Raw genomic sequence first — 22,703 nt, 5'->3', positions numbered from 1 at the left:
TTTATCTCGGGCATATGACTGATACATCGCGCGAACAGCGGATACACGACCTCGACGCGACGCTCCGCGTCGGGAAGAACGGCATCGAGTCCGTCGTCGACGAACTGGACTCCCAACTCGAAGAGAGCCAGTTCGTGAAAGTTCGGTTCCTCCGGTCGGCCCGCGGCGGTACGAGCAGCGAGGAACTGGCCGAGGAACTCACCGAACACGTCAACGCCGAGGTCGTCCAGGTCCGGGGCCACACGGCGGTGTTCGAGAAATGATGCAGGTCGCGCCGGTCGCCAACCTCTTAGAGCGGTTCATGCCGGAGGGGCTCGCGGGGACGCTGGCCCAGGGCATCGTCTTCTTCGCCGTCTTCTTCGCGGTCTATCTGCTCGGGCGGGCCATCGTCGTCCCCATCGTCGACCGCTCGCTCCAGTCCCGAGACCTCGATAAACACGCGCGAAACCCGATAAAGAAACTCACGCTCATCGCCATCGTCTTCGTCGCCGTCGCGGTGGCGTTCGGCTTCGCGCAGTACGGTGACTTCCTGCAGTCGCTCGCGACCATCGCCGCCGCGGCGACGCTCGCGCTCGGTCTCGCCATGCAGGACACCATCTCGAACTTCGTCGCCGGCGTCTTCATCTTCACCGACAAGCCCTTTCGCATCGGCGACTGGATCGAGTGGGACGACCACGCCGGCGTCGTCGAGGACATCAGCCTGCGGGTGTCCCGCGTCCGGACCTTCGACAACGAACTCCTGACGGTCCCGAACTCGCAACTCACCGACGGCGTCATCAAGAACCCCGTCGCCAAGGACCAGCTCCGCCTGAAGTTCGTCTTCGGCATCGGCTACGACGACGACATCGACAAGGCGACCGACATCATCATCGACGAGGCCCACAAACACGTCGACATCTTAGACGACCCCGCGCCCTCGGTTCGGCTCATCGAACTCGGCGACTCCTCCGTGGGCCTGCAGTCCCGAATCTGGATCGACAACCCCAGTCGCGCGGACTTCATAAAGACCCGCGGCGAGTACGTCCAGGCCGTGAAGGAACGGTTCGACGAGGAGGGCATCGACATCCCCTACCCGAACCGCACCGTCGGCGGCGGCCTCGAACTGGCCGGGATGGACGGCGTCGTCGAACCCGCGGACGACTGAGCGACCTGCGTTATCTCGAAGCCGCTTTCGTTTCGGTTACAGAGCGAGTGGACGGCCCGTTCTCGCGGCGAGGGATACTGCAGCACTGAAATATAGGTGTCGGGAGTACGGGGACGTACTATGTCGATGCTTCACACGGAATCGGTGGATCGGCTCCTCTCGCTCACGAGTCCTGCGGCGGACCCGGTCGTCGAAGCGATGGAGAAACGCGCCGAGACAGAGGGGTTTCCGACGGTCGGCAACGAGGTGGGATCGACTCTCCGTCTGTTCGCCCGCCTCGAGAGCGCGACATCGGTGTTCGAGTTCGGGTCTGGCTTCGGTTACTCAGCGTATTGGCTCGCGCCCGTCGTCGGGAGCGACGGGACGATCGTCCTCACGGAAGTAGATGAAGACGAACTCGAACTGGCGCGGGAGTACTTCGAACGCGGCGGGTACGACGACCGGGCCGTCTTCGAACTCGGCGACGCCCTCGACGTCGTCGAGCGGTACGACGGACCGTTCGATATGGTACTTCTGGACCACGAGAACGACCGGTACGTCGACGCGTTCGAGGCTGTCCGTGAGAAGGTCCGACCCGGAGGTCTGATCGTCGCGGACAACGTCTTGCACACCGCTGAAATGGACCCCGCGGAGTTAGAGAGACGACTAACGGACGATGCCGTCGCAGAACCCGGTTCGTCCGCCGACGAACTCGGAACCTACTTCGAACACGTCCGAGACGACCCCGATTTCGAGACGACCGTGCTCCCCGTCGGAGAGGGATTGTTCGCTTCCGTTCGGGTAACGAACCGCTAACGGAACTGGAAGTCACTGTCCCGTCGTCCGTCGCTTGGTAGCGTCGCAAGATTTCGGTGCCGTTGGCGAGTCGATCGCCCGAACTCAAGGAGGAGGTTATCGTCCGCGTTCGTGTTCGTGGTATGCGGCGACACTGAACCCGAGAACCGAGAAGAACACTCCCGCGAGAATAATCGGCGCGAACTGCGTGGTAAGCGTGATTATCAGCGGGAGCGTTCCGACGGTGAACAGCGAGGTGAACACGGTCCAGTGGACTATCTCCATGGCTGACCTGCATAGTGTAAGTTAGAATATACTAATGGCCAGTCTCACCCGATCGTAGCTCAGTTAGTTACGTGTTATTCGCGGAACCCGACCTCGCTCAGTGGTGTCGGTCTCCGAGAAACGACAGTAAAGACCGTTATAATGCCGTGAGTCGGCCGGTCGGAACCGCCGGTGTTGACCGGTACCGTGACGCCCGGTCCGGTAGAACCTAGCGTCCGCAGTCAGTGAACACCCTCGCGATTCCGACAAGACGAGAGTAGGTCCGATGACACTTACCGCGGTAACGGCGGCGTCGCTACCGGGAGGAATATCGAATGAATGGAATGGACCCCGGGTTTGCCCGGCGTTCGGACGTGGGTAATCCCGTTTGCCTCCTCCACCCCGCGACCCCACGAGCGACGGGTGTTCGATGGTCCGCTGCTCACTTCCGTGCCTGGCGGGCTGCCATCGACTAACCGCGTGGGCGCATCCCTGCAGATGCGACCACGCGGACCGCCGTCCCCGTGGGACGAGGCTTCTACGTTGGCTCACGGGGTCCACGTCCGTCTGACCGGACGCCCCCGGGTTTCGGCCCCCGCTGATGACCATAGTGCGGGTGTCGAGGGGGGCCAAGCCCCTCGGCCTAGTCCACGCCGAAAATCCGCCGCCGCCACATAAGGGCCTTTCGGAACATCGGGGGACTGCGCCCGGATCGCCGCCGACGGTCTCAGAAGAGTCTCAGAAGAGCCGCAGCGCGCGGGCGAACCACGCCGCGCCGAGCGGAACGAAGAGGGCGACGACGACCACTGCCCAACGGTGGTGCTCGATGAGCGTCGATTCGGTCAGTCCGAGTACCAGACTCACCGGAACTGTCGTCGCCCACAGGAGAGTGAGACCGACGATGAACAGCCCGAGCACGATAGCGGCTCCGGCGGCGACGCTCGGGTCCGTCCGCCCCTCGCGACCGGCGGCGAAGACGATGATCGCGACGAGCGCGAAGACGCCCGGGATCACCGGAGAGAGGGCACCGGAATCGTAGTACGCTCCGACGGCGCTCGTCGTCTCGACGAGGAGGTACGGCACCGCGAGCGCGACGAGGTAGAGCACACAGCCGACGATGCCGACGGTCGGCGCGGTCCGCAAGTCGTCCATAGCGACAGTCCGAACGGCGGCGTCTTAACGGCGACGTTCGAGCGAAACGACGAAATGGCTACTGTTCGTACCCATGCTCATGGGATTTGGTTCGACGGCGAAGAAGCTACAGAAAGTCGCCGACATCGCCGACGACCTCTATACGAAGGTCAACGAACTCAAAGCACAGCTACAGGACCTCCGCGGCACGGTCGAAGCGACCAACAGCTGTGTCGACGAGATCGACGGTCGGCTGGACGAGCAGCGAGCGCTGCTCGAAGCGATCGCGGACGAACAGGGCGTCGACACCGAAGCCGTCCTCACCGACGCGCTCATCGAGGACGCCGAAGGCTCGACGGCGGAGTCGGACGCGGCCGCGGAGACGGGAGAGACAGAGGCGGACGCGAAGTCGAGCGACGACTGAGACGGACGGCCGTCGCCATTTCCCGGTATCCACCGACCCTGTGACGGCGGATCACCGAGACGAGCCACGAGAATCCGCGCGACCCGTCGCCTACAGGTCGACCGTTCGGTCGTCGAACGCCGCCCCGGATAGCGTCGCCGTCCCCGCGTTGTCTACCGTTATCGTCCCGTCGAACAGTTTCGTAAGCGCATCGAGGGTCTCCCCGTCGTGGACCGTCGATTCGATGGTGTACAGCCCCAGCGCGTCGGCGTTCTCGACGCGCGACGCGAAGACGTGCGTGAACCGGAACACGGTCTGGAGAGTAGTGTACAGCAGCAGCGTCGTGAGCGAATCGAGGAACGCGCACATCCGTTCGACCCGCCCCTCGACGTAGTACGACCGGACGAACTCGGCGAATTTGACCCCCAGTTCGGTCAGATCTCTCGGCGAGGAGACGTATTTCGTGTAGCCGTCCGGTTCAACCGCGTGGCCTCTGTGTCGTGTGACGGCGTCGACGATTCCGACGGTATCTATCGCCGGCTCGTCGAAGAGCGTGCGGTAGTCGGTTCGGATTCGCTCGGCGCTATGGCGGGTCGAGACGACGACCGTCCCTTCGGTAGTCGCCGCTCCAGCGGCGAGAATCTCCGTGGCTAACTGGCGTTTACCCGTCAGTGGCGGGCCGCGGAGGAGGAGATTCGCCCCGGGCTCGACCGACGTCTCCGTGAAACGGGGTCCAAGGTCGTACATTACAGTGATCGGCGCTCGCTCGGCTCTCCATCGGCGCGCCAGCGACGTTCGTCTCTCTCCGCACCAATATATATTCCTTTCCTAACCGATAGAAATTTAGACAAGCGCGCTCGAGATGGCGACCTGTTGCCTCACGGCGACCGACGGAAGCGAATCGGTTGGTTTAAACCGGACTGGTGGATTATGTCTGAACACAGGGCGCTTAGCTCAGCCTGGACAGAGTGCTTGGCTTCGGACCAAACCGTCGGGGGTTCAAATCCCTCAGCGCCCGTTCTGCCGCATAACGATCAGGAGCCAACAGACGGTGCAGGGGTATATCTAAACGCCCCTGATATCGCACGCGAGTTTATTACGACATGCAGAGTTAAATCGCCCGCCACCGCGGAATGGGAAAGGACTGGTCCGAGGGTCACTCGTTGTCCGCGGTGATCTCCTCGAGTGCCGATTCGAAATGCGCCTGGGTGAGGACGATCTCCTCGACCGCAGTCGGTTCGCCGCTGGCGTGTGAGCGGACGTGTTCACGGACGGCGGCGGTCGCCGCTCCCCGACACAAGGCTGCTACGTCGGCACCCACGAAGCCGTCCATCTCGGCGGCTATCTTGTCGAGGTCGACATCGTCGGCCAGTGGGCGGTTGCGGGTGTGAATCGTCAGGATTTCCCGTCGGGTCTCCTCGTCAGGAGCGCCGACCTCGATCTTACGCTCGATCCGGCCGGCGCGCGTGAGAGCGTCGTCGATGAGGTCCGGTCGGTTCGTGGCCGCGATGACGACCACGTCCTCTAGCTCTTCCAGCCCGTCCAGTTCAGTCAGCAATTGCGAGACGACGCGTTCACCGACCTGATTGTCCCCACCACCGCTGCCACGCTTGCTGGCGATGGCGTCGATCTCGTCGAAAAAGATCACTGTCGGTGCGTTCGAACGCGCCTTCTCGAAGATCTCCCGGACGCCCTTCTCGCTTTCACCGACGTACTTATCGAACAGCTCCGGCCCCTTCACCGAGATGAAGTTGGATTGGGCTTCGTTTGCGACGGCCTTCGCTAAGAGCGTCTTCCCCGTGCCGGGCGGCCCGTGGAGCAGGATCCCCTTCGTCGACTGGAGGTCGACGCGTTTGTACGCATCCGGATAGGCAAGGGGCCACTCGATGGCCTCCTGTAGCCGTTCTTTGGTCTCTGCGAGCCCACCCACGTCGTCCCAGGAGACGTCGGGCTTCTCGACGAAAACCTCTCTGAGCGCGCTGGGATCAATCTCTCGAAGTGCCGACCGGAGGTCTTTTTCAGTGACCTCGAGCGTTTCGAGCGTCTCGGCGCTGATCTCGTCGCCTTCGAGATCCAGATCCGGGCGGACTCGCCGGAGCGCGTTCATCGCCGCCTCGCGAACGAGGCTTTCGAGGTCTGCGCCGACGAAGCCGTGCGTGTTGTCGGCGTATTGCTCGAGATCCACGTCGTCGGCGATAGGCATCTCTCGGGTATGGATCTGGAGCACCTCGTGTCGGCCTTCGGTGTCCGGGACTCCGATCTCGATCTCGCGGTCGAACCGCCCGCCTCGCCTGAGCGCGTTGTCGATCGAATCGACACGGTTGGTCGTCCCGATAACCGTCACTTGACCCCGGTCTTCCAGCCCATCCATTAGGGAGAGCAACTGCGCCACCACTCGTCGCTCGACCTCACCTTGGGTGTCGTCTCGCTTCGGGGCGATAGAGTCGATCTCGTCGATAAAGATGATCGACGGCTCGTTTTCGCCGGCCTCCTCGAAGACTTCGCGGAGTCGCTCCTCGCTTTCGCCGTGGTATTTCGACATGATCTCCGGGCCGGAAATCGTCGAGAAGTTGGCATCGATCTCGTTGGCGACTGCCTTCGCGATCAGCGTTTTGCCCGTCCCGGGCGGGCCGTGAAGTAAGACGCCCTGTGGCGGTTCGATACCGAGCGCCTGAAACAGTTCGGGATGGGTCATCGGGAGTTCGATCATCTCCCGCACCTGGTCGAGTTCGTCGTCGAGTCCGCCGACGTCCTCGTAGGTAACGCTCGGCGATTCTGGGCTGTCAGCCGCCTCGACATCGCGGGCGTCGTCGACGGATTCGGCGGACTGCTCGGCCACCTCGACGTCGGTCGACTGCGTGATGACCACGGTCCCCTCGGGATCCGTTTCGACGATACGAATTGGAATCCGGCGGTTCGAACGCCCCATCACCGAGCCGAGGCCGAGCGAGAGCGGGACTGTCTGTCCCGCCCGCACGGCCCGGTTGGCGAGCTTCTCGCGGAGATACGGGGCGAGGTCGCCGCGGATCTGTAGTCCGTCGGGGAGTGCGATCGATAACCGATTCGCCGGATCTACGTCGGCTTCCTCAACCGAAGCGAGTCGGTCGAGCCGCGCTCCGATTGTCTTGCGCGTCTGGCCGTCGATGCCGACGATACCGCGCTGTCGTTCGCCTGCCTGTCCTTGTCGGACACGGACGACTGTAGCGCCCTTCTCGCCTTCGATAGCGACGAAATCGCCGTTTTCGATACCGAGCTCTGCCATCGCCTCCCGGTCGATCGCCGCGATACCCTTCCCCGCACTTTGTCTGTCGAGCGGCTTGACAATTAGTCTCATAGATGTGACCGTCCAGACTGCACTCGAAGGGAGATAACCGTCCAAGTCGTCGAGACGGATACAGAACTGGAGCCAATACGTATAGCGGGTGACAGCAGAAATAAGTTCGTAACCGACCACTTAGCAGACCCAGCGAGATGTTCGGCAATTCTAAGCTAAGTAGCTACTTCGTAATTGTAAGATCTGTGATCAAAACATAGTATGAATACCGATGTTTCGGATCAGTCGGTTCGAGAATTGCGATCGCGGTCTCGTGCATGAACCGTGCAGCGTCAGGAAAACGACCCGCACTGACTAGCCGACACAGCAGTCAGACCGATTAGAAGGAGGTGTGGTCACGTTCGATAGCCGAATCCTCCTGGCGACCGTCTCCGGCGTGACGAACGCGATGAACGCCGGCGCTTCAGACGCCGTAGGGAGTGCCGGCCACGGCGGCGCCGACCATCCCGCCGAGGCCGAAGACGACCAGTAGGGCCGTCCCCTGCCGACCGCTCTCGACGGTCCAGCTCTCGCTGACGCCGAGTTCGGCGGAGAACGTCTCTATCGCCTCGCCGGACAGCAGCACGGCGGACCACCCGAGCAGGCCCAGCGAGAACGGAAGCGCCGCCAGGGGGAACACGAGTTCGCTGGCGTCTCGCGGCGACGCCCCGAACGCGACCAGGGCGTAGAACGACAGGACCGCCCCGGCGAAGCCGACGCCGGCGGCCCGGGCGAGCAGTCGCCAGTCGCGTCCGTCGGCTTCGACGCCGGCCGACATCGTCAGTCGACGGCTTCCCGCATCCGGGGGTCGAGGGCGTCGCGCATCCCGTCGCCGAGGAGGTTGAACCCGAGGACGGTCACCGCGAGGAACAGCCCGGGGAAGACGGACATCCACCACTTCCCGGTCAGTAGGCCGTTCTCGACGCCCTTGGCGAGCATCAGTCCCCAGGACGGCGTCCCGGCCTGCGCGCCGAACCCGAGGAAGGACAGGGCCGCGATGTCGATGATGGCGAGGCCGAAGTTCAGCGTCGACTGGACGGTGATGGGTGCCAGCGAGTTCGGGACGACGTGCCGAGCGAGCACCCGCGGGTCGCCCGCGCCCAGCGCCTCGGTGGCCTCGATGTACTCGTCCTCGAGGACTTTCAGCGCTGCGCCCCTGACGACGCGGGCGAACCGCGGCGTGTACACCAGGATGAGCGCGGCGGTCGCCTTCCAGATTCCGGCCCCGAAGATGGAGACCAGCGCGAGCGCGAGCAACAGCGAGGGGAACGCGAGCAGGACGTCCATCGCCCGCATGATGACGTTGTCTGTGACGTCGCTGTAGTAGGCGGCTATCGTCCCGAGCGCGATGCCGGCGACGGTCGAGGCGGCGACGGCGATCGTCCCGAACTTCAGCGCGATCCACGCCCCGTACAGCGTCCGCTTGAAGATGTCCCGGGCGGCGGCGTCGGTCCCGAAGAGGAACTGGTCGGCCGCCGCCGGCCCGATCCAACCGGGCGGCGCGCGGTCCGGAATCCCCTGGCCGAGTCGGGAGTCGGTCAGCGGCGCGAGGTCCAGGAAGAGCCGGGCGTACAGCGCGATAGCGACCATCGCGGCGATGAGGACGATTCCGGTGAGCGCGATGCGGTTCGACAGCAGCTCCGAGAGGAACTGCGAGGATCGGAGCCTATCGAGGAAGCCGCGGTCGTCGGACGGCGTCTGGGTGGTCGTTTCGGTGCTCATGTCATTGTTGGATTCGGGGGTCGAGGTAGCTGTAGGTGATGTCGACGCCGAGGTTCACGAGCGTGAACAGCAGCGCGAACGTCAGGACCGTGCCCTGGACGAGCGGGTAGTCCGTCGCGTTGATGGCGGCGACGATGGTGGTGCCGATGCCGTTGATGCCGAAGACGGTCTCTGTGAGAACGGCCCCGCCCAGTAGCGTCCCGAACTGGATGCCGATGACGGTGACGACGGGGATGAGCGCGTTCCGGAACCCGTGTTTCATGATGGTTATCTTCTGGCCCTGGCCCTTCGCGCGGGCGGTCCGCATGTAGTCCTGGCGGACAACCTCGAGCATCGACGACCGCATCATCCGGGAGATGAGCGCGAGCGAGTAGATGCCGATGGTGGCCGCGGGCAGGAACAGGTGTCGGACGGCGGAGAACCACGCGCCGGGTCGGCCGAGCAAGAGCGTGTCGATGGTCACCATCCCGGTCAGCGGCAGTTCCATCCCCAGCAGCATCCAGTGGTCGGGGAGGAACACCGTCGAACTGATGCGCCCGCTCGCCGGGAAGATGCCGAGGAACGTCGAGAACAGCAGTATCAGCATCGGCCCGGACCAGTAGATGGGGATGGAGATACCCGAGAGCGCGCCGATCCGACCGAAGTGGTCGACGAGGGTGTCCTGTTTCACGGCGGAGATGACGCCGAGCGGTAATCCGAGCAGGAGTCCGATGGCCTGGCCGTACAGGGAGAGTTCGATGGTGACGGGAAGCCGGGACGCGAGCACGCTGCGGACGGTCTGGCCCTGTGCGACCTTGTAGGACTGCCCGAAGTCGAACGTCGCGGCCTCCAGCAGGAAGCGGCCGTACTGGACGTACAGCGGGTCGTTCAGTCCGAGTTCGCGCTGGAGTTCCATCACGCGAGCCTGCGACGCGCGCTGTCCGAGTATCACTCGGGCCGGGTCCCCCGGCGAGAGGTGGAGGATGACGAAGACGAACGTCGCGACGCCGAGGAGCACCGGGACGAGCAACAGCAGTCGTTTGAGGATGAATCGTTTCGAGGTCATGGCTTAGAGTGCGAGGTGGGGAATCGACTGTCGGAACGGGTCTTCGGCCGGGTTCGAGCGACCGGCGCGGTGGCCGGGGAGCCGGCTCAGTTCATCTCGACGAGTTCCAGGTACGGACCGCCGACGGAGCTGACGGTGTAGCTGTCGGCCTGAACCGCCTGATTGATACCTCTCGTGAGCTGCGCGTAGTCGAGGAACACCCACGGCGCCTGCTCGTGGGTCATCTTCGCGGCTTGGAGATAGACCTCTTCGCGCTTTTGCTGGTCGTAAGTCGTCTGTCCCTCGTTGACGAGTTTCATGTACTCCCTGTTGGCCCACGACGAGATGTTCGAGGCGTTCCCCTTCTTGTCCCAGCTCACGTAGCTCTGGCCGTCGGGCACCTCCTCGACGGGCACGCCGGGATGGAGGAGAACGTACAGGAAGTTGTCCGGGTCGGCGTTGTCGGTGTACCACCCGAGCAGCGCGGCGTCGTGCTTGCCGGCGTACGTGTAGTCGATGTAGGGGCCGAACGACGAGAACTGGTTGACCGAGACGGAGAGGCCGATGTCCTCGAGGTTGGACCGTATCTGGTTCGCGGTGGCGACCGGGCTCGGGTTGTATCCCCGCGGGTTCGAGAAGGTCGCCAGCTCGAATTCGAGGTCGGTTTCGCCGGCCTCTTCGAGGAGCGTCTGGGCCTTCTCCGGGTCGTGGGGGTACGGGTCGAGGTCCTCGTTGTGACCGAGAACGTCCGGCGGGAGCGCCTGGTCGGCCTGTTTCGCGAAGCCCTGGTAGATCGAGTTGACGATGGCCTCGGTGTCGACGGCGTAGCTGATGGCGCGTCGGACCTTCGGCTTCCGGAAGGCGGCCTTCCGTGACTGGTTGAACGCCATGTACCCGACGTTGATGCCGTTCTTCTTCTTGACCGACGCCCCGTCCGAGTCCTTGATCTGCTTTATCGCCTGCGCGCCGAGGTTGTCCGTGATGTGGCTGTCGCCGTTGATGAGGTCCTGCGCCCGCGTCTGGTTGGACTTGATCGTCTTCATGATCAGCTGGGAGACGTGCGGCCCCTCGCCCCAGTAGTCGTCGTAGGCGCTGAACCGGATCTTCTCGTTGGAGTTGTCCAGTTCCTCGAACTGGAACGGACCGGTCCCCCGCGGGTCGGTGCCCAGTTCCGCCTGCGCCTCGGCACCCTGTCCCATCTCCTCGATCTGGCTCTTCGAGAGGATGGCGGCGGCGAACATCGCGAGGTTCCGGACGAACGGCGCGTAGCGCTGTTTGAGCGTGAACGTCACCTCGTACTTCGAGGTCGCCTCGACGCTCTCGACCCAGTCGCCGAACGTGACCGACGAGTACCCGGAGCGCTTCTCGCCGAGGAAGAACTCGTACTCGGTGTCGATGAACCGGCGTACCGTCGCCCGGACGTCCTCGGCGGTGAGCTCGTCGCCGCCGTGGAAGGTAATTCCCTCCTTGAGCGTCAGCGTCGTGGTCTTGCCGTCGAGCTCCCACTCTTTGGCGAGGCCGTCGACGAGTTTCCCGCCGCTCCCCGGCTTGAAGTCGATGGTCGTATCGAACACCTGGTTGGTGACCTTCGCCACCTCGCCGCTAGTGGTCTGTTGCGGGTCGTAGTTGGTGGGGTGGTCGCCGCGGGAGTAGATGAGCGTCCCGCCGCCGTCACCGCCGCCGCCACCGAAGCTCGCGCAACCGGCGGTCGACGTAGCGGCGGCTGTCGCGGCACCTGTGGCCTTTAGAAAGTCGCGACGACTAGTGCTATCGCGTGACATGAGAGCAAATGGACGACTCTATTACTTAAAATCATGGGGGATAAGGGCCGTCGTCCCGTACGGCGATCCGGTCGGCAGTCAATCGCCGTCGTCGTGGTGGAGGTGACAGGCGACCGGGCGTTCGTCGCCCCGCAGCGGCGGCTCCTCCCGCTCGCACGGGCTCTCGAAGGTCTCTCGGAGCGTCGTCTCGGCCTCGTCCCAGTCCTCGGCCGCCAGCGCGTCGATGGCCTCGCGGACGACGTCGCGCACGCTCCCGGACGGTTCGGTCGCGAACTCGCGGTCCCAGATCTCCCGAGCGAACGCCTCTCGGTCGGCGTCGCGGCCGCCGTCGGCGGACACCTCGGCGGCCGCCGCGGGTTCCCGCGTCGCCGTTTCGGCGTCTTCCCAGACCGCCTCCAGCGGGATGTCCCGGTTCTCGACGCTCTCTCTGAAGTCCATGACCTCGCGGAACACCGCCTGCTCGACGTCCGCGTCCTCGGGCGGGATGACCTTCGGACACCGGGTCCGGAACCGACAGCCGGAGGGCGGGTCGACGGGACTGGGAACGTCGCCCTCCAGGAGGATCCGCCCCTCGTCGCTCGCGCGCGGGTCGGGTTCCGGAATCGAGGAGAGCAAGGCTTCCGTGTAGGGGTGTTTCGGGTCCTCGAACAGGCGCTCGCTGGGGGCCGTCTCGACGATCTTCCCCAGGTACATCACGGCGACGCGGTCGCAGATGTGACGGACGACCGAGAGGTCGTGGGCGATGAAGAGGTACGTCAGGTCGAACTGCTCCTGGAGGTCCTTCAGGAGGTTGAGGATCTGCGCCTGGACGCTGACGTCGAGCGCGCTCACGGGTTCGTCGGCGACGATGAAGTCGGGGTCGACCGCCAGCGCCCGGGCGATGCCGACGCGCTGGCGCTGGCCGCCCGAGAGTTCGTGGGGATACCGGTCGTACTGCGCCGGTTCGAGGCCGACCGCTTCGAGCAGTTGCGTGACCCGGTTCCGCCGCCTCGCGCGGGTGCTGTTCCCCGCGCTCACCTCGACGTCGACGGCCGTGATTCGGCCGTCCGTGCGGGTGACCGCGGTGTCGGTGTCGAGCGGCTCCGCGACCTCGACGTCTACGTCGTCGCCTTCGACGGTGACGGTCACGTTCACGACCGCCTCCCCGTCGGTGCTCCCGACGATGGCGTCCACGTCGTCGGCGACGTCGACGGTGACGGCGCTGCGGTCGATGCCGTCGACGGTGACCTCGGCGCGCCCGGTGACCGCCGCGTCGCTCTCCGGGAGGTCGTGTATCTCCAGCGGTTCCCTGACCGTCTGTCCGACGGTCTGGCGGGGGTCCAGCGAGGACATCGGGTCCTGGAAGATCATCTGCATCTCGCGGCGCTTCGCGCCGAGGTCGTCGTCCCCGAGGTCGGTGAGCGTCTCGCCCGTGAAGACCACGCGGCCGTCGGTCGGTTCCAGCAGCCGGAGGACGGAGCGCCCCGTCGTGGACTTCCCGCAGCCGGACTCGCCGACGAGACCGAGCGTCTCGCCACGATAGATGTCGAAGTCGACGCCGTCGACCGCCCTGACGGTCTGTGGCTCGTCCGAGAGCCACTCGTCGAGCCACCCCTCGGCCCTGGAGAAGTACTTCTTGAGGCCCTCGACCTCCATCATCGGCTCGCCCGTGAACGTCTCCGATTCGGTGGTCATCTGTCCCGTCGCCGCCTCGCCGTACTCGGACGTATCGAACGATTCGAGGACGCACTTCGCGCGGTGGTCGACGCCCTCCGGACCGTGGTCGAGATACGGGATCTCGCCGGAGGTACACTCCTCTCGCGCCCACGGACAGCGCGGCGCGAAGTGACAGCCCTCGGGGAGGTCGATGAGGTCGGGGACGTTCCCCTCGATGGGTTGGAGGCGGTCCCTGTCCTCTCTCGGGATGGATTCGAGGAGCGCGTAGGTGTAGGGGTGACTCGGGTTGTGGAATATCTCGTCGACCGGCCCCTCCTCGACGATCTCGCCCGCGTACATCACGGCGACCCGGTCGCAGGTCTCGGCGACGACCCCGAGGTCGTGGGTGATGAACAGGACGCTCATGCCGAACTCCGTCTGGAGGTCGTTTATCAGGTCGAGTATCTGGGCCTGGATGGTCACGTCCAGCGCCGTCGTCGGTTCGTCGGCGACGAGCAGTTGCGGGCGGCAGGCCAGCGCGATGGCGATGAGCACGCGCTGGCGCATCCCGCCGGAGAACTCGTGCGGGTACTCGTCCAGTCGCGTCTCCGGTTCGGGGATGCCGACGGCGTCGAGGATGTCGACGGTGTCCTGAACCACTTCCTCGTCGGTGTCGCCGCGGGCGAGGAGTTCCCGGACGCCGTTCAGCCACGTGTCCGATTTCTTGCCGCCGTACCGGTGGAGCCGCAGGCTCTCCGCGATCTGCTCGCCGACCGGGAGCGCCGGGTTCAGCGACGTCATCGGGTCCTGGAAGATCATGCTCATCTCGCCGCCGCGCACGTCCCGCATCGCCCCCTCCGGCGCCGTCGTGAGGTCGATGCGGCCCCCCTCGAACCGGACGTGTTCGTGGCCGTCGTCCCGGTCGCGGAGGACCGCCCACGGGTCGGCGTCGGGTCCGACGTCGCTCTCGGGGTCCGAATCGAGGCGAGCGCTCTCGACGAACACGAACCCGTCGAGCGCCGCGTTGACGGCGTCGTCGAGGGCCTCTCCGACCGATACGGGGTCGTCGCCGTCGTCCAGGCGGTCGGCGAACTCCCGACAGTCGGGACCGAGCGAGCCGGGGTCTTCGCGCCCTTCGAGGTCGGTGGCGACGCCGCGGAGTTCGTCGGCCGCCGCCGTCCCCGGCGCGCCGCTTCTGAGGTCTCCCGCCACCCGGCGGCAGGCCGTCACGAGGTCGAACGGATACGACGAGACGCCGCCGTGATTCGACGCGAGTTCCGCGGCGAGCTCGTCGTCGGCGAACGTGACGCCGCCGCCGACGACCGTTCCGGGGTCGTCGACGAGCCGCATCGCCGACAGCGCCGTGACGCTCTTCCCGGACCCGCTTTCGCCGACGAGACCGACGGTCTCTCCGGGTTCGATCGTCAGGTCGAGCCCGTCGACCGCCTTCACGGCCCCTCGGTCCGTATCGAACTGCGTCCTGAGGTCGGAGAGCGAGAGCAGGTCAGTCATTGTCACACACTGGCGCCACGTCACGGATATAGCTTCCGCCGCAGTCGCGGGAGGAAGGCTTTTGCGGGAGGCTACCGGCTCACGATGTATGCCCACCGACCCAGAGACGCCCGGCGAGTCGGACAACCCCGCCGCCGACGCGATGCCGCGCTGGGAGCAGGTCGTCGAGGACATGGCCGCGACCGCGACGGCGTACCGAGAGCGGGGCTGGGACGCTCACGAGATCCATCCGGGCGACGTCGCCGTCGCGGCGGGCGACGTCGAACGGACCGGCGTCGAGTTGCTGGCACCGGACAACGAGTTCGACCCGCTGGTGGACGCCTTCGACGGTACGGCGGCGTTCGAGCGAGCCGAGGTGTTCCGCGCGGACACCGGCGGGACGGTCTACGCCGTCGTCGCCTTCGAAAACGAGGCGGCGGCGACGGCGGTACTGACGCCCGTCTACTACTCCCCGGGTGAACACGAGGACTTCGTGGCGATGGTCGAGCGAGAGGGCGAGGTCCGAGTCCACGTCCGGCCGCTCGACGAGCGCCGCGTCCTCACGTTCACTGTCGAAGACCCGAGCGGGTTTCTCCCGGACGGGGAGTGACAGTGCGCCGCGTCGTCGCCGGGACGACCGTCGGCGGTCGTCCCGGCAACCTCAGTACTCAGGGAAGCCGCGTTCGCGCGGCTTTATCGTCGGGTCCGCGCCCTCGACGTCGGCGATGTACTGGAGGAGTCGCTTTTTCAACCGGTCCGAGACGTCGCGGTAGTTCGGTCGGCCCGCGAGGTTGACCTGTTCAGCGGGGTCCTTGTGCAGGTCGAAGAGGTAGCGCTCGACGTAGGTGTCGCTGGCGGGTTGCCCGTTACCGCCGCGCCACCCGGTCTGTTTGGGCGCGGCGACCGCGTACTTCCAGCGGTCGGTCCTGAGCGCTCGACCCACCTGCGACTCGCTGACCTGGACGAACGCGTCGCCGTCTTCGTCGGGTTCCTCGCCGCGGGCGACCGGCAGGAGGCTGTCCCCGTGCATCTCCGCGGGAACCGGGAGCCCGGCGGCGTCGAGCAGCGTCGGCGGGAAGTCGATGAGGCTCGTCACGCGGCCCACGTCCCCCGCTTCCTCGAAGCCGGGGCCGGCGAGGATGCCGGGGACGCGGACCGCCGACTCGTGGGGCGTCCGCTTGTACTCGCCGGGCCGAGTCCGGAAGTGGCAGCCGTGGTCTGAGGTGTAGGAGACGACGGTATCCCCGCGCAGCCCGCGCGTTTCGAGCGCGCCGAGCAAGTCGCCGATCGACTCGTCGAGACGCTCGACCATGCCGTAGTAGTCCGGCAGTTCGCGGAACCAGTCGCCGGGACGATTTTCGAGGTCGGCCGGGACGTACGGATCGGTCTCGTATCGCTCGGCGTAGCCGTCGGGCGCGACGAACGTCCACATGTCGTTTTGGTGGTGCGGCTCCAGATAGGCGACGACGAGGAAGAAGGGCTCCGAGAGGGAATCGAGCGCCGTCGCGGCGAAGTCGGTGAACGCGTCCGTCCGGTATTTCTCGAAGGAGACGCGCTCGCCCGCCTCGTCGTAGAGGTGGCCCTCGTAGGGTTTCGAGGTGAACTCGGGCACGTCGGCAGCGCGCCAGAAGTCGTCGTAGCCGCCGCGGTTCTCCGTCGGTACCGGTTCGTCGAAGGTGCCGCCGAGGTGCCACGACCCGACGAAGCCCACGTCGTAGCCCGCCTCGGCGAAGCGATGGGCCAGCGTCGTCCTGTCCTCGCCGAGTTCCAGCCCCTCGCGCCAGACGCCGGTCTCCGTGGCGAACTGTCCGGTGTGGAAGGCGGCCCGGAACGGCCGACAGACCGGCTGGGGCGAGATCGCCCGCTCGACGAGCGTCCCGCGCTGTGCGAGTCGGTCGAGGGTCGGCGTCAGGTCCATCGGCGAGTCGTACGCGCCGAGGGTGTCCCACCGCTGTTGGTCGGTGAGCACCGCGAGGACGTTGGGTGGCGTCTCGGAAGTCATGTGTGGCGGTTCGTCGGTCTGTGAATGAGAATGCGGCGGAGTGCCGTATCGCGGTCGGTTATTCGATCACCCGATTCCGTATCGAGGTCGCGGTGCTTCCGATGATGCTGGAGAAGTCGTACGTGGGCGACTTCTCGCGCATCCGGTCGGCCGGGCCGGAGACCGTCACCGCGGCGACGGCGACGTTGTCCGAGTCCGTGATGGGCGCGGCGATGCAGTGACGGTCGGCGTCGAACTCGCCGCGGTCCCGGGCGACCCGGTCGTCGTGGACCGTCTGGAGTTCCTCCAGCAGCGCGTCGCGGTCGGTGATGGTGTTCTCGGTGAACTCGGGGAGCCGCTCGTCGACGAGACGGTCCCGTTCGTCCTCCGGGAGATACGCGAGGATGGCCTTACCGCCGGCGGTCGCGGTCAGCGGCACCCGCTCGCCCTCGTAGAGGTCGGTCGGCGGCTCGGCCTCGTTCGTCGCCCGCCGGAGGTAGACGCCGCGGTCGTGTTCGGGGACCATGACGCTCGCCACTTCCTCGGTGGCCTCCGCGAGCGTCTCGATGGGCTCGTAGGAGGCCTGATACAGGTCCATGCGCGCCCGGACGCTGGTCCCGAGTCCCAGGAAACCGAGGCTCAGTCGGTACTTCCGGTTCTCGCGGGTGACGTAACCCAGCTGGCGAAGCGTGCTCAGGTGCTTGTGGACGGTGCTCTTGGCCATGTCGAGGTCGGCGGCCAGTTCGCTCACGCCGGTCGGGTCGCGCCCCTCCAGGGCCTCGACGACGCGGAAACTGGTGACCGTCGTCCGGGCGATCTGCCCCTCCATCTCCTCGGCCGGGGGAACCGTCGGGCGGGCCATGTCCGTAGTGACTCCCTCCCGCTGTATAAACGTATTCACGCATCGTGAATAGCTGGTGGTCGAGAGCGACAGCGTCACGGGCGCGAAACAGAGCGCGAAGACGAGGAAGCGCCGTCCCGTCCGACCGTCGTCCGTACCCGTCGAGCGAGGGCCGCGCCTCTATTTCGGAGTCGATGCCGGTCTCGGTAGGCGCTCGCTTCCGTTCGTAGGAATCGCCTGCCGGTCCGGAACGCGCGTCGGAACCGAGACGGAACGCGGCGCTCCGGACACGTACGGGAGTTCCAGTTCGCGTATCGCACCCGTTATGCCGTTCGCGCGCGTGGGATCGGTGTGACTGATTGGCCCCCGGTGGACCCCGACGACGCGGCGGCGGTCGCCGACCGACGCGACGAACTGGTCGCCGCCGTGCGCGACCACGCCGGCCGCATCGCCTACGAGCTGGCCCGGCTGAAAGGCGGTGACTACGGGCAGGCGACCGTCGAGACCGACCGCGGCGAATGGACCGTCAAGTACGAGGGCGGCGACCTCTCGTACCTCCGGTTCGACCCGGGTCGCGGCGGCGAGGTCTACGTCGTCTCGACGAAGCAACCGCCCGAACCCGAACCGCTCGCGGACGCGCTGACCGACTACGACGCCTTCGTCGCCGGGTTCAACGACTACGTCGCCTCTCACGAGGGCGTCTTAGACGACGTCTCGACGGAGTTCCCGGAAGTGACGACCACCGACGGCGTCGTCGGCGAACGGGACCGGGTGCTGGGCCGTATCCGGGAGGTCTGTGACCGCATCGCCCGCCAACTCCAGCGCTACGAGGGCGGCGACTACGGGACGTTCACGGAACGCGTCGGGGGCACGCGCTGGGAACTGAAGTGGGACCGCGACGGGGCGTCGTACCTCCGGGTCGGCGGGTCGGGCGGGCTGTACCTCCTCTCGCAGTACGAACCGCCCTCGGCCGACGACATCCGGGAGTACGCCCCGCAGTTCCGCGAGTTCGTCCGCGCGTACAACGACCACGTCGAGGAACTGGAGTCCGACCTCGGCACCGTCGAGCTGTGAGTCGATAGCGATCCGGTTTCAGGCAACCGAAGACCGCCGTCGTGTCGGCAGACCTTTAGGCCGCCGCCACCCCCATTAACCGTGGATTCTCACGATGTCCGAGACGAGTGGGCCGAGCGCTCCGGCGAGTACTCGCCGACGTACTACGCCCACTACGGCCCGGACGAGACGAGCGAACTGCTGCGGTCTCGCCTCGAAGAGCGCGTCGGGCGCGAGGCGAGCGTCCTGGAGGTCGGGTGCAGCGTCGGGCGGCACCTCGCCGAGCTGGCCGACGGGGGGTTCTCGGATCTGACGGGCGTCGACGTCAACGCGGACGCCCTTGACGCCCTCGCCGAGACGTATCCCGAACTGGCCGAGACCGGCACCTTTCACGCGGCCGCAATAGAGGAGTACGTCGAGACGGTCGACGACGGGGCGTTCGACGCCGTCTTCTCCGTCGAGACGCTCCAGCACATCCACCCCGACGTCGAGTGGGTGTTCGACGACCTCGCTCGGATCACCGACGAGGTGCTGATAACGGTCGAGAACGAGAGCGGCGAGGACGGCGAGGTCAACTACGTCGACGAGGACGTTCCCCTGTACTATCGGGACTGGAACCGCGTGTTCACCGAGCGCGGCTTCGAAGAGGTCGAGTCGTCCGTCCAGAAGCGCGATACGGTCAGAGTGTTTCGCCGAGAGTAGCGGTCGAGCGTCGGGGTCGTCGTCGCCGAGTCTCCGGGCCGCTGATTACCGAATAGTCGTCGCCGGAATTCCGCCGGTCCCCCGTCTCCCACCCCACCGTGTCGAATGTTCTCGCAGGCGGCGGGTGGCACGCTCGTAAGGGCGCCGAGACGGGCAGGGTGAGTCAATCGGTGGCCCCCTCACCCCACCGTGTCGAGTGTTCCTGTCCCGACACGACCGTCGCGACGCTCGCTCCTTGTGGAGCGCTAGCGCGGCGAACGGAGATAGCCGCTCGCTTCGAATCTGCACTCAGACCGCTCTCACGACCTGCTCTCGGGGCTAACCGGCCTGTTCCGAACCCACCCACCCCACCGCGTCGAGTGTTCTCGGCTTCTGGGGCCGCGGACGAAAACACTCGACACGAAGGGGTGGGGACCGACGCGAGTGTGGGACCGTTCTCTAGTCGGAAGAACACTTGACGCATCCGACACGGTGGTTTTATCAACCGCATGTTCATAGAGTGGTCCGATGACGCGGTTCACCAGGGACACGGAGATCTTCCGGGACGAGGACATGCTCCGTGAGGACTACCAGCCGGACTCCATCGCCGCCCGAGACGAGGAACTGGAGGCCTACGAGAACGCGCTCCAGCCCGTCATCAACGGCGCGCAGCCCCGGAACATCTTCCTCTACGGGAAGGCCGGCGTCGGCAAGACGGCGGTCACCCGCTTCCTCCTCTCGCACCTGAAAGACGACGTCGAAGCGTACGACGACGTCGACCTCTCCGTCTACTGGCTGAACTGCACGAACTTCTCCTCCTCGTATCAGGTCGCCGCGAACCTCGTCAACCTCCTTCGCCCGGCGAGCCAGCAGATCAGCACGACCGGCTATCCACAGCAGACCGTCTTCGACATGCTGTACTCCGAGCTGGAGTCCATCGGCGGGACGGTGTTGCTCGTTCTCGACGAGATCGACCACATCGGGCAGGACGACGACATCCTCTACGAGCTCCCGCGCGCGCGCTCGAACGGGTACCTCGATAACGTCAAACCGGGCGTCGTCGGCATCAGCAACGACTTCGGCTTCCGGGAGACGCTCTCGCCGAAGGTCAAGGACACTCTCTGTGAAGAGGAGATACACTTCCCGCCGTATCAAGCTCCCGAACTGGAGTCGATCCTGAAACAGCGCGTCGACGGCGCGTTACAGGAGGACGCGCTCTCGACCGGCGTCCTACAGCTGTGTGCCGCCATCGCGGCCCAGGACACCGGCAGCGCGCGGCAGGCGCTCGACCTGCTCTACAAGGCTGGCGACATCGCCCGAACCGAGGGCGACCCGCCGATCGTCGAGGACCACGTCCGAGCGGCGTCACAGGCGCTCGAACGCGGCCAGATTCGCCACGGAATGCGCGAGCTGACCCATCACGGTCACCTGACGCTCATCGCCACGCTCTCGCTGGCGCTCGAAGACGAGATGCCGGCCCGCGTCCGTGAGATCTACCCCGAGTACCGGACGGTCGCCGACCACTCGGGGACGGACCCGCTCGTCCGCCGGCGGATGCACGACCACCTCGCCGACCTGTCGATGGTCGGTATCTTACAGCGCACCGTCAGAAACGAGGGGCGGGCCGGCGGTCAGTATCACGAGTACGAGTTCGACGTCCCGCTCGACCTCGTCCGCGACGTGGTCCGCGAACTCGAGGACATCGTCCCGCCGGACCGAGTGGCGCGCCGCATCTGATTCCGCTCGGTTCCTCGGCGGCGCGTCAGTTTCTCCCTCTACTCCCTCGGCGGCGCGTTAGATTCTCCGCCACCCCCTCGGCGGCGCGTTAGATCGGTCCCCCACCCTCCTCCTCGCGAGAACACTCGACGCGGTGGGGTGGGGGTGTCCTCGCCCCCCGACTCGGCCACTTCCACCCCTCTCGCGCCGCCGCGTGAAAACACTCGACACGGTGGGGTGGGTGTGTCCGTTCGCCGCTCCTGCGACCGCCGGACGTGTATGTTCGCACCGTCACGACCCAAAACTATCAGGGGTGAACGTGTATCGACGGATACGGATGTACGACGACATCTTGATTCCGAGCGACGGGAGCGAACACGCGGTCCGGGCGGCCGAACACGGGGCGTACATCGCGGACGCGTTCGACGCGACGCTCCACCTCCTCACCGTCGTGGACGTCGACGCGGCGGCCGGGCCGTTTTCGGCCGGCGGCGTCGACGAGGAATACGTGGGGCGGCTCAAATCGAAGGCACAGACGGCCATCGACGCGCTCGACGACGCGGTTTCGGGCGTCGAGACGGTGCAGTCGTCGGTCGTGACCGGCCAGCCGTCGACGGCCGTCCTCGACTACGTCGCCGATCGCGACGTCGACCTCGTCGCGATGGGAACCCGCGGGCGACGAGGGCTGTCGCGGTATCTCGTGGGGAGCGTCGCCGAGCGAGTCGTCCGGCGGTCCCCGGTGCCCGTCCTCACGGTGCGAGCGACCGAGCGAAGCGCGGTGGGCGAGGGGTACGACGACATCCTCGTCCCGACGGACGGTAGCGACTACGCGGCGGCCGCCGTCGCCCACGCTCTCGCCATCGCCGAACGGGCCGACGCGCGCGTCCACGCCGTCAGCGTCGTGAACCTCGGCGACGTCGCTACGGGCACGGAAGTGGGCGTCCCGCCGAAGCTCGTCGAACAGTTCGAGACGCTGGCCGAGGAGGCCGTGGAGTCGGTGGCGACCGCTGCGCGGGAGGCGGGACTCGACGTGGAGACGTCGGTCAGAACCGGCGTTCCGGCCCGCGAGCTGTTGGACTACGCCGAGGAGAACCCCATCGACCTCGTCGCGATGGGGACTCACGGGCGAACTGGGTGGGATCGACTGCTTCTGGGAAGCACGGCGGAGCGACTCGTTCGCCGGTCGCCGATCCCCGTGCTCACGGTTCGCAGAAGCGACGAGGAAGACGAGACGTAACGGGCGATAGAAATTATAGCTTCGACAACCACTGTGGTGGTATGGCAACGGACGATTCCGTGGAGATGGAGCGCGACGAGATCGACGAGTTTCTCGGGTCCGGCGGCACCGGCGTCCTCTCGCTCTCGACGACGGCCGACGAACCGCCCCACACAGTACCGGTCTCGTACGGCTACGACGCGGCGGCGCGGACGTTCTACTTCCGCCTCTCCGTCGGCGCGGACAGTTCGAAGTCGGACCTCGCCGACCGGCCGGTCTCCTTCGTGGTCCACCGAGAAGCGGACGACCGCTGGCGGAGCGTCGTCGCCGCCGGCCGGTTAGAGGGCGTCGAGGAGGCGGGCATCGAGACGGAGACGCTCGACGGCCTCGACCGGGTCGAGATCCCGCTCGTCGACATCTTCGAGGACCCGACGCGCGTGGTCTCCTTCGAGTTCTATCGCCTCGTCCCCGAGGACCTGACCGGTCGAGTGGAGTCGCCGAGGGAGGTCTGAGTCGCCCGACCGACTGTTATC

General features: G+C 66.0%; 21 protein-coding genes, 1 tRNA gene and 1 other RNA gene. 11 read left to right on the top strand and 12 right to left on the bottom strand.

Annotated elements, in window-relative coordinates; all coding sequences use genetic code 11:
- Nucleotides 1–14 precede the first annotated feature (14 nt).
- The 3 genes from EGH23_RS06860 (at nucleotide 15) to EGH23_RS06850 (ending at nucleotide 1,939) form a co-directional block, all read left to right on the top strand.
- Entirely contained in the window at nucleotides 15–263 is a 249-nt protein-coding gene (locus tag EGH23_RS06860; protein WP_220579280.1) for a YhbY family RNA-binding protein, read from the top strand.
- A complete protein-coding gene (locus EGH23_RS06855; RefSeq protein ID WP_220579834.1) occupies nucleotides 263–1,144 on the top strand; it encodes a mechanosensitive ion channel family protein in 882 nt (293 codons plus the stop codon). The genes EGH23_RS06860 and EGH23_RS06855 overlap by 1 nt, the downstream gene beginning before the upstream one ends.
- A 120-nt stretch (nucleotides 1,145–1,264) precedes the next feature.
- Nucleotides 1,265–1,939, top strand: a complete 675-nt coding sequence (locus EGH23_RS06850) for an O-methyltransferase (protein WP_220579279.1) — start codon at nucleotides 1,265–1,267, stop codon at nucleotides 1,937–1,939.
- 96 nt (nucleotides 1,940–2,035) lie between these two features.
- Here the strand turns inward: EGH23_RS06850 and EGH23_RS06845 are convergent, their stop codons facing one another.
- From EGH23_RS06845 to EGH23_RS06835, 3 genes are all read right to left on the bottom strand, one after another.
- A complete protein-coding gene (locus tag EGH23_RS06845; RefSeq protein WP_220579278.1) occupies nucleotides 2,036–2,203 on the bottom strand; it encodes a hypothetical protein in 168 nt (55 codons plus the stop codon).
- Nucleotides 2,204–2,524: 321 nt separating this feature from the next.
- Nucleotides 2,525–2,836, bottom strand: an RNA gene (ffs, locus tag EGH23_RS06840) — signal recognition particle sRNA.
- 84 nt (nucleotides 2,837–2,920) lie between these two features.
- Nucleotides 2,921–3,334, bottom strand: coding sequence for a DUF7548 family protein (locus EGH23_RS06835; protein ID WP_220579277.1), 414 nt, complete (start codon nucleotides 3,332–3,334; stop codon nucleotides 2,921–2,923).
- A 79-nt stretch (nucleotides 3,335–3,413) separates the two neighbouring features.
- Between EGH23_RS06835 and EGH23_RS06830 the strand changes: the two genes are divergently transcribed.
- Nucleotides 3,414–3,737 carry a DUF5798 family protein gene (locus EGH23_RS06830; protein ID WP_220579276.1) on the top strand — a complete coding sequence of 108 codons (324 nt, stop codon included), beginning with the start codon at nucleotides 3,414–3,416 and terminating at the stop codon, nucleotides 3,735–3,737.
- 90 nt (nucleotides 3,738–3,827) lie between these two features.
- On the opposite strand, the gene EGH23_RS06825 is transcribed toward EGH23_RS06830, so the two are convergent.
- Nucleotides 3,828–4,463: a DUF7504 family protein gene (locus EGH23_RS06825; RefSeq protein WP_220579275.1), complete on the bottom strand. Its 636-nt coding sequence runs from the start codon at nucleotides 4,461–4,463 to the stop codon at nucleotides 3,828–3,830.
- Between the two features lie 196 nt (nucleotides 4,464–4,659).
- Between EGH23_RS06825 and EGH23_RS06820 the strand changes: the two genes are divergently transcribed.
- A tRNA-Arg gene (locus EGH23_RS06820) sits at nucleotides 4,660–4,734 on the top strand.
- Between the two features lie 138 nt (nucleotides 4,735–4,872).
- On the opposite strand, the gene EGH23_RS06815 is transcribed toward EGH23_RS06820, so the two are convergent.
- The 6 genes from EGH23_RS06815 to EGH23_RS06790 form a co-directional block, all read right to left on the bottom strand.
- Nucleotides 4,873–7,050, bottom strand: a complete 2,178-nt coding sequence (locus tag EGH23_RS06815; protein ID WP_220579274.1) for a CDC48 family AAA ATPase — start codon at nucleotides 7,048–7,050, stop codon at nucleotides 4,873–4,875.
- Between the two features lie 403 nt (nucleotides 7,051–7,453).
- Nucleotides 7,454–7,807: a DUF7268 family protein gene (locus tag EGH23_RS06810; protein WP_220579273.1), complete on the bottom strand. Its 354-nt coding sequence runs from the start codon at nucleotides 7,805–7,807 to the stop codon at nucleotides 7,454–7,456.
- Between the two features lie 2 nt (nucleotides 7,808–7,809).
- The gene (locus tag EGH23_RS06805; RefSeq protein ID WP_220579272.1) at nucleotides 7,810–8,751 is read right to left on the bottom strand and encodes an ABC transporter permease; all 942 of its coding nucleotides are present in this window, start codon (nucleotides 8,749–8,751) and stop codon (nucleotides 7,810–7,812) included.
- Nucleotide 8,752: 1 nt separating this feature from the next.
- Nucleotides 8,753–9,796 carry an ABC transporter permease gene (locus tag EGH23_RS06800; RefSeq protein ID WP_220579271.1) on the bottom strand — a complete coding sequence of 348 codons (1,044 nt, stop codon included), beginning with the start codon at nucleotides 9,794–9,796 and terminating at the stop codon, nucleotides 8,753–8,755.
- Nucleotides 9,797–9,882: 86 nt separating this feature from the next.
- Nucleotides 9,883–11,556, bottom strand: coding sequence for an ABC transporter substrate-binding protein (locus tag EGH23_RS06795; protein ID WP_220579270.1), 1,674 nt, complete (start codon nucleotides 11,554–11,556; stop codon nucleotides 9,883–9,885).
- A gap of 78 nt (nucleotides 11,557–11,634) precedes the next feature.
- On the bottom strand, nucleotides 11,635–14,703 hold the full coding sequence (locus EGH23_RS06790; protein ID WP_220579269.1) for a dipeptide ABC transporter ATP-binding protein: 3,069 nt from the start codon (nucleotides 14,701–14,703) through the stop codon (nucleotides 11,635–11,637).
- Between the two features lie 88 nt (nucleotides 14,704–14,791).
- On the opposite strand from EGH23_RS06790, the gene EGH23_RS06785 reads away from it, so the two are divergent.
- The gene (locus EGH23_RS06785) at nucleotides 14,792–15,292 is read left to right on the top strand and encodes a DUF7529 family protein (protein ID WP_220579268.1); all 501 of its coding nucleotides are present in this window, start codon (nucleotides 14,792–14,794) and stop codon (nucleotides 15,290–15,292) included.
- A gap of 51 nt (nucleotides 15,293–15,343) precedes the next feature.
- Here EGH23_RS06785 and EGH23_RS06780 read toward each other — a convergent pair whose 3' ends face one another.
- Nucleotides 15,344–16,684: a sulfatase family protein gene (locus EGH23_RS06780; protein WP_220579267.1), complete on the bottom strand. Its 1,341-nt coding sequence runs from the start codon at nucleotides 16,682–16,684 to the stop codon at nucleotides 15,344–15,346.
- Nucleotides 16,685–16,742: 58 nt separating this feature from the next.
- Nucleotides 16,743–17,525, bottom strand: coding sequence for an IclR family transcriptional regulator (locus EGH23_RS06775; protein WP_220579266.1), 783 nt, complete (start codon nucleotides 17,523–17,525; stop codon nucleotides 16,743–16,745).
- Nucleotides 17,526–17,873: 348 nt separating this feature from the next.
- Between EGH23_RS06775 and EGH23_RS06770 the strand changes: the two genes are divergently transcribed.
- The 5 genes from EGH23_RS06770 to EGH23_RS06750 all read left to right on the top strand — a co-directional run bounded on the left by EGH23_RS06770 (nucleotide 17,874) and on the right by EGH23_RS06750 (nucleotide 22,682).
- Nucleotides 17,874–18,578 (top strand): profilin-fold protein, encoded by a 705-nt coding sequence (locus EGH23_RS06770; protein ID WP_220579833.1) that lies wholly within the window; start codon nucleotides 17,874–17,876, stop codon nucleotides 18,576–18,578.
- Nucleotides 18,579–18,659: 81 nt separating this feature from the next.
- Nucleotides 18,660–19,259 (top strand): class I SAM-dependent methyltransferase, encoded by a 600-nt coding sequence (locus EGH23_RS06765; RefSeq protein ID WP_220579265.1) that lies wholly within the window; start codon nucleotides 18,660–18,662, stop codon nucleotides 19,257–19,259.
- 507 nt (nucleotides 19,260–19,766) lie between these two features.
- Nucleotides 19,767–20,975 carry an orc1/cdc6 family replication initiation protein gene (locus EGH23_RS06760; protein ID WP_220579264.1) on the top strand — a complete coding sequence of 403 codons (1,209 nt, stop codon included), beginning with the start codon at nucleotides 19,767–19,769 and terminating at the stop codon, nucleotides 20,973–20,975.
- 316 nt (nucleotides 20,976–21,291) lie between these two features.
- Complete coding sequence (locus EGH23_RS06755; protein WP_220579263.1) at nucleotides 21,292–22,191, top strand: universal stress protein; 900 nt, start codon at nucleotides 21,292–21,294, stop codon at nucleotides 22,189–22,191.
- Nucleotides 22,192–22,232: 41 nt separating this feature from the next.
- Entirely contained in the window at nucleotides 22,233–22,682 is a 450-nt protein-coding gene (locus EGH23_RS06750) for a pyridoxamine 5'-phosphate oxidase family protein (RefSeq protein ID WP_220579262.1), read from the top strand.
- Nucleotides 22,683–22,703: the final 21 nt, after the last annotated feature.

The organism is Haloarcula nitratireducens (assembly GCF_019599505.1).
The sequence above is the reverse complement of the archived record's forward strand: the minus strand, read 5'-3'. Positions and strand labels throughout refer to the sequence as shown.

Bases quoted from the DNA above. Each gene is read 5' to 3' on its own strand.
- EGH23_RS06860 (WP_220579280.1), top strand. From the start codon at position 15: ATGACTGATACATCGCGCGAACAGCGGATACACGACCTCGACGCGACG.
- EGH23_RS06855 (WP_220579834.1), top strand. From the start codon at position 263: ATGCAGGTCGCGCCGGTCGCCAACCTCTTAGAGCGGTTCATGCCGGAG.
- EGH23_RS06850 (WP_220579279.1), top strand. From the start codon at position 1,265: ATGTCGATGCTTCACACGGAATCGGTGGATCGGCTCCTCTCGCTCACG.
- EGH23_RS06845 (WP_220579278.1), bottom strand. From the start codon at position 2,203: ATGGAGATAGTCCACTGGACCGTGTTCACCTCGCTGTTCACCGTCGGA.
- EGH23_RS06835 (WP_220579277.1), bottom strand. From the start codon at position 3,334: ATGGACGACTTGCGGACCGCGCCGACCGTCGGCATCGTCGGCTGTGTG.
- EGH23_RS06830 (WP_220579276.1), top strand. From the start codon at position 3,414: ATGGGATTTGGTTCGACGGCGAAGAAGCTACAGAAAGTCGCCGACATC.
- EGH23_RS06825 (WP_220579275.1), bottom strand. From the start codon at position 4,463: ATGTACGACCTTGGACCCCGTTTCACGGAGACGTCGGTCGAGCCCGGG.
- EGH23_RS06815 (WP_220579274.1), bottom strand. From the start codon at position 7,050: ATGAGACTAATTGTCAAGCCGCTCGACAGACAAAGTGCGGGGAAGGGT.
- EGH23_RS06810 (WP_220579273.1), bottom strand. From the start codon at position 7,807: ATGTCGGCCGGCGTCGAAGCCGACGGACGCGACTGGCGACTGCTCGCC.
- EGH23_RS06805 (WP_220579272.1), bottom strand. From the start codon at position 8,751: ATGAGCACCGAAACGACCACCCAGACGCCGTCCGACGACCGCGGCTTC.
- EGH23_RS06800 (WP_220579271.1), bottom strand. From the start codon at position 9,796: ATGACCTCGAAACGATTCATCCTCAAACGACTGCTGTTGCTCGTCCCG.
- EGH23_RS06795 (WP_220579270.1), bottom strand. From the start codon at position 11,556: ATGTCACGCGATAGCACTAGTCGTCGCGACTTTCTAAAGGCCACAGGT.
- EGH23_RS06790 (WP_220579269.1), bottom strand. From the start codon at position 14,703: ATGACTGACCTGCTCTCGCTCTCCGACCTCAGGACGCAGTTCGATACG.
- EGH23_RS06785 (WP_220579268.1), top strand. From the start codon at position 14,792: ATGCCCACCGACCCAGAGACGCCCGGCGAGTCGGACAACCCCGCCGCC.
- EGH23_RS06780 (WP_220579267.1), bottom strand. From the start codon at position 16,684: ATGACTTCCGAGACGCCACCCAACGTCCTCGCGGTGCTCACCGACCAA.
- EGH23_RS06775 (WP_220579266.1), bottom strand. From the start codon at position 17,525: ATGGCCCGCCCGACGGTTCCCCCGGCCGAGGAGATGGAGGGGCAGATC.
- EGH23_RS06760 (WP_220579264.1), top strand. From the start codon at position 19,767: ATGACGCGGTTCACCAGGGACACGGAGATCTTCCGGGACGAGGACATG.
- EGH23_RS06755 (WP_220579263.1), top strand. From the start codon at position 21,292: ATGTACGACGACATCTTGATTCCGAGCGACGGGAGCGAACACGCGGTC.
- EGH23_RS06750 (WP_220579262.1), top strand. From the start codon at position 22,233: ATGGCAACGGACGATTCCGTGGAGATGGAGCGCGACGAGATCGACGAG.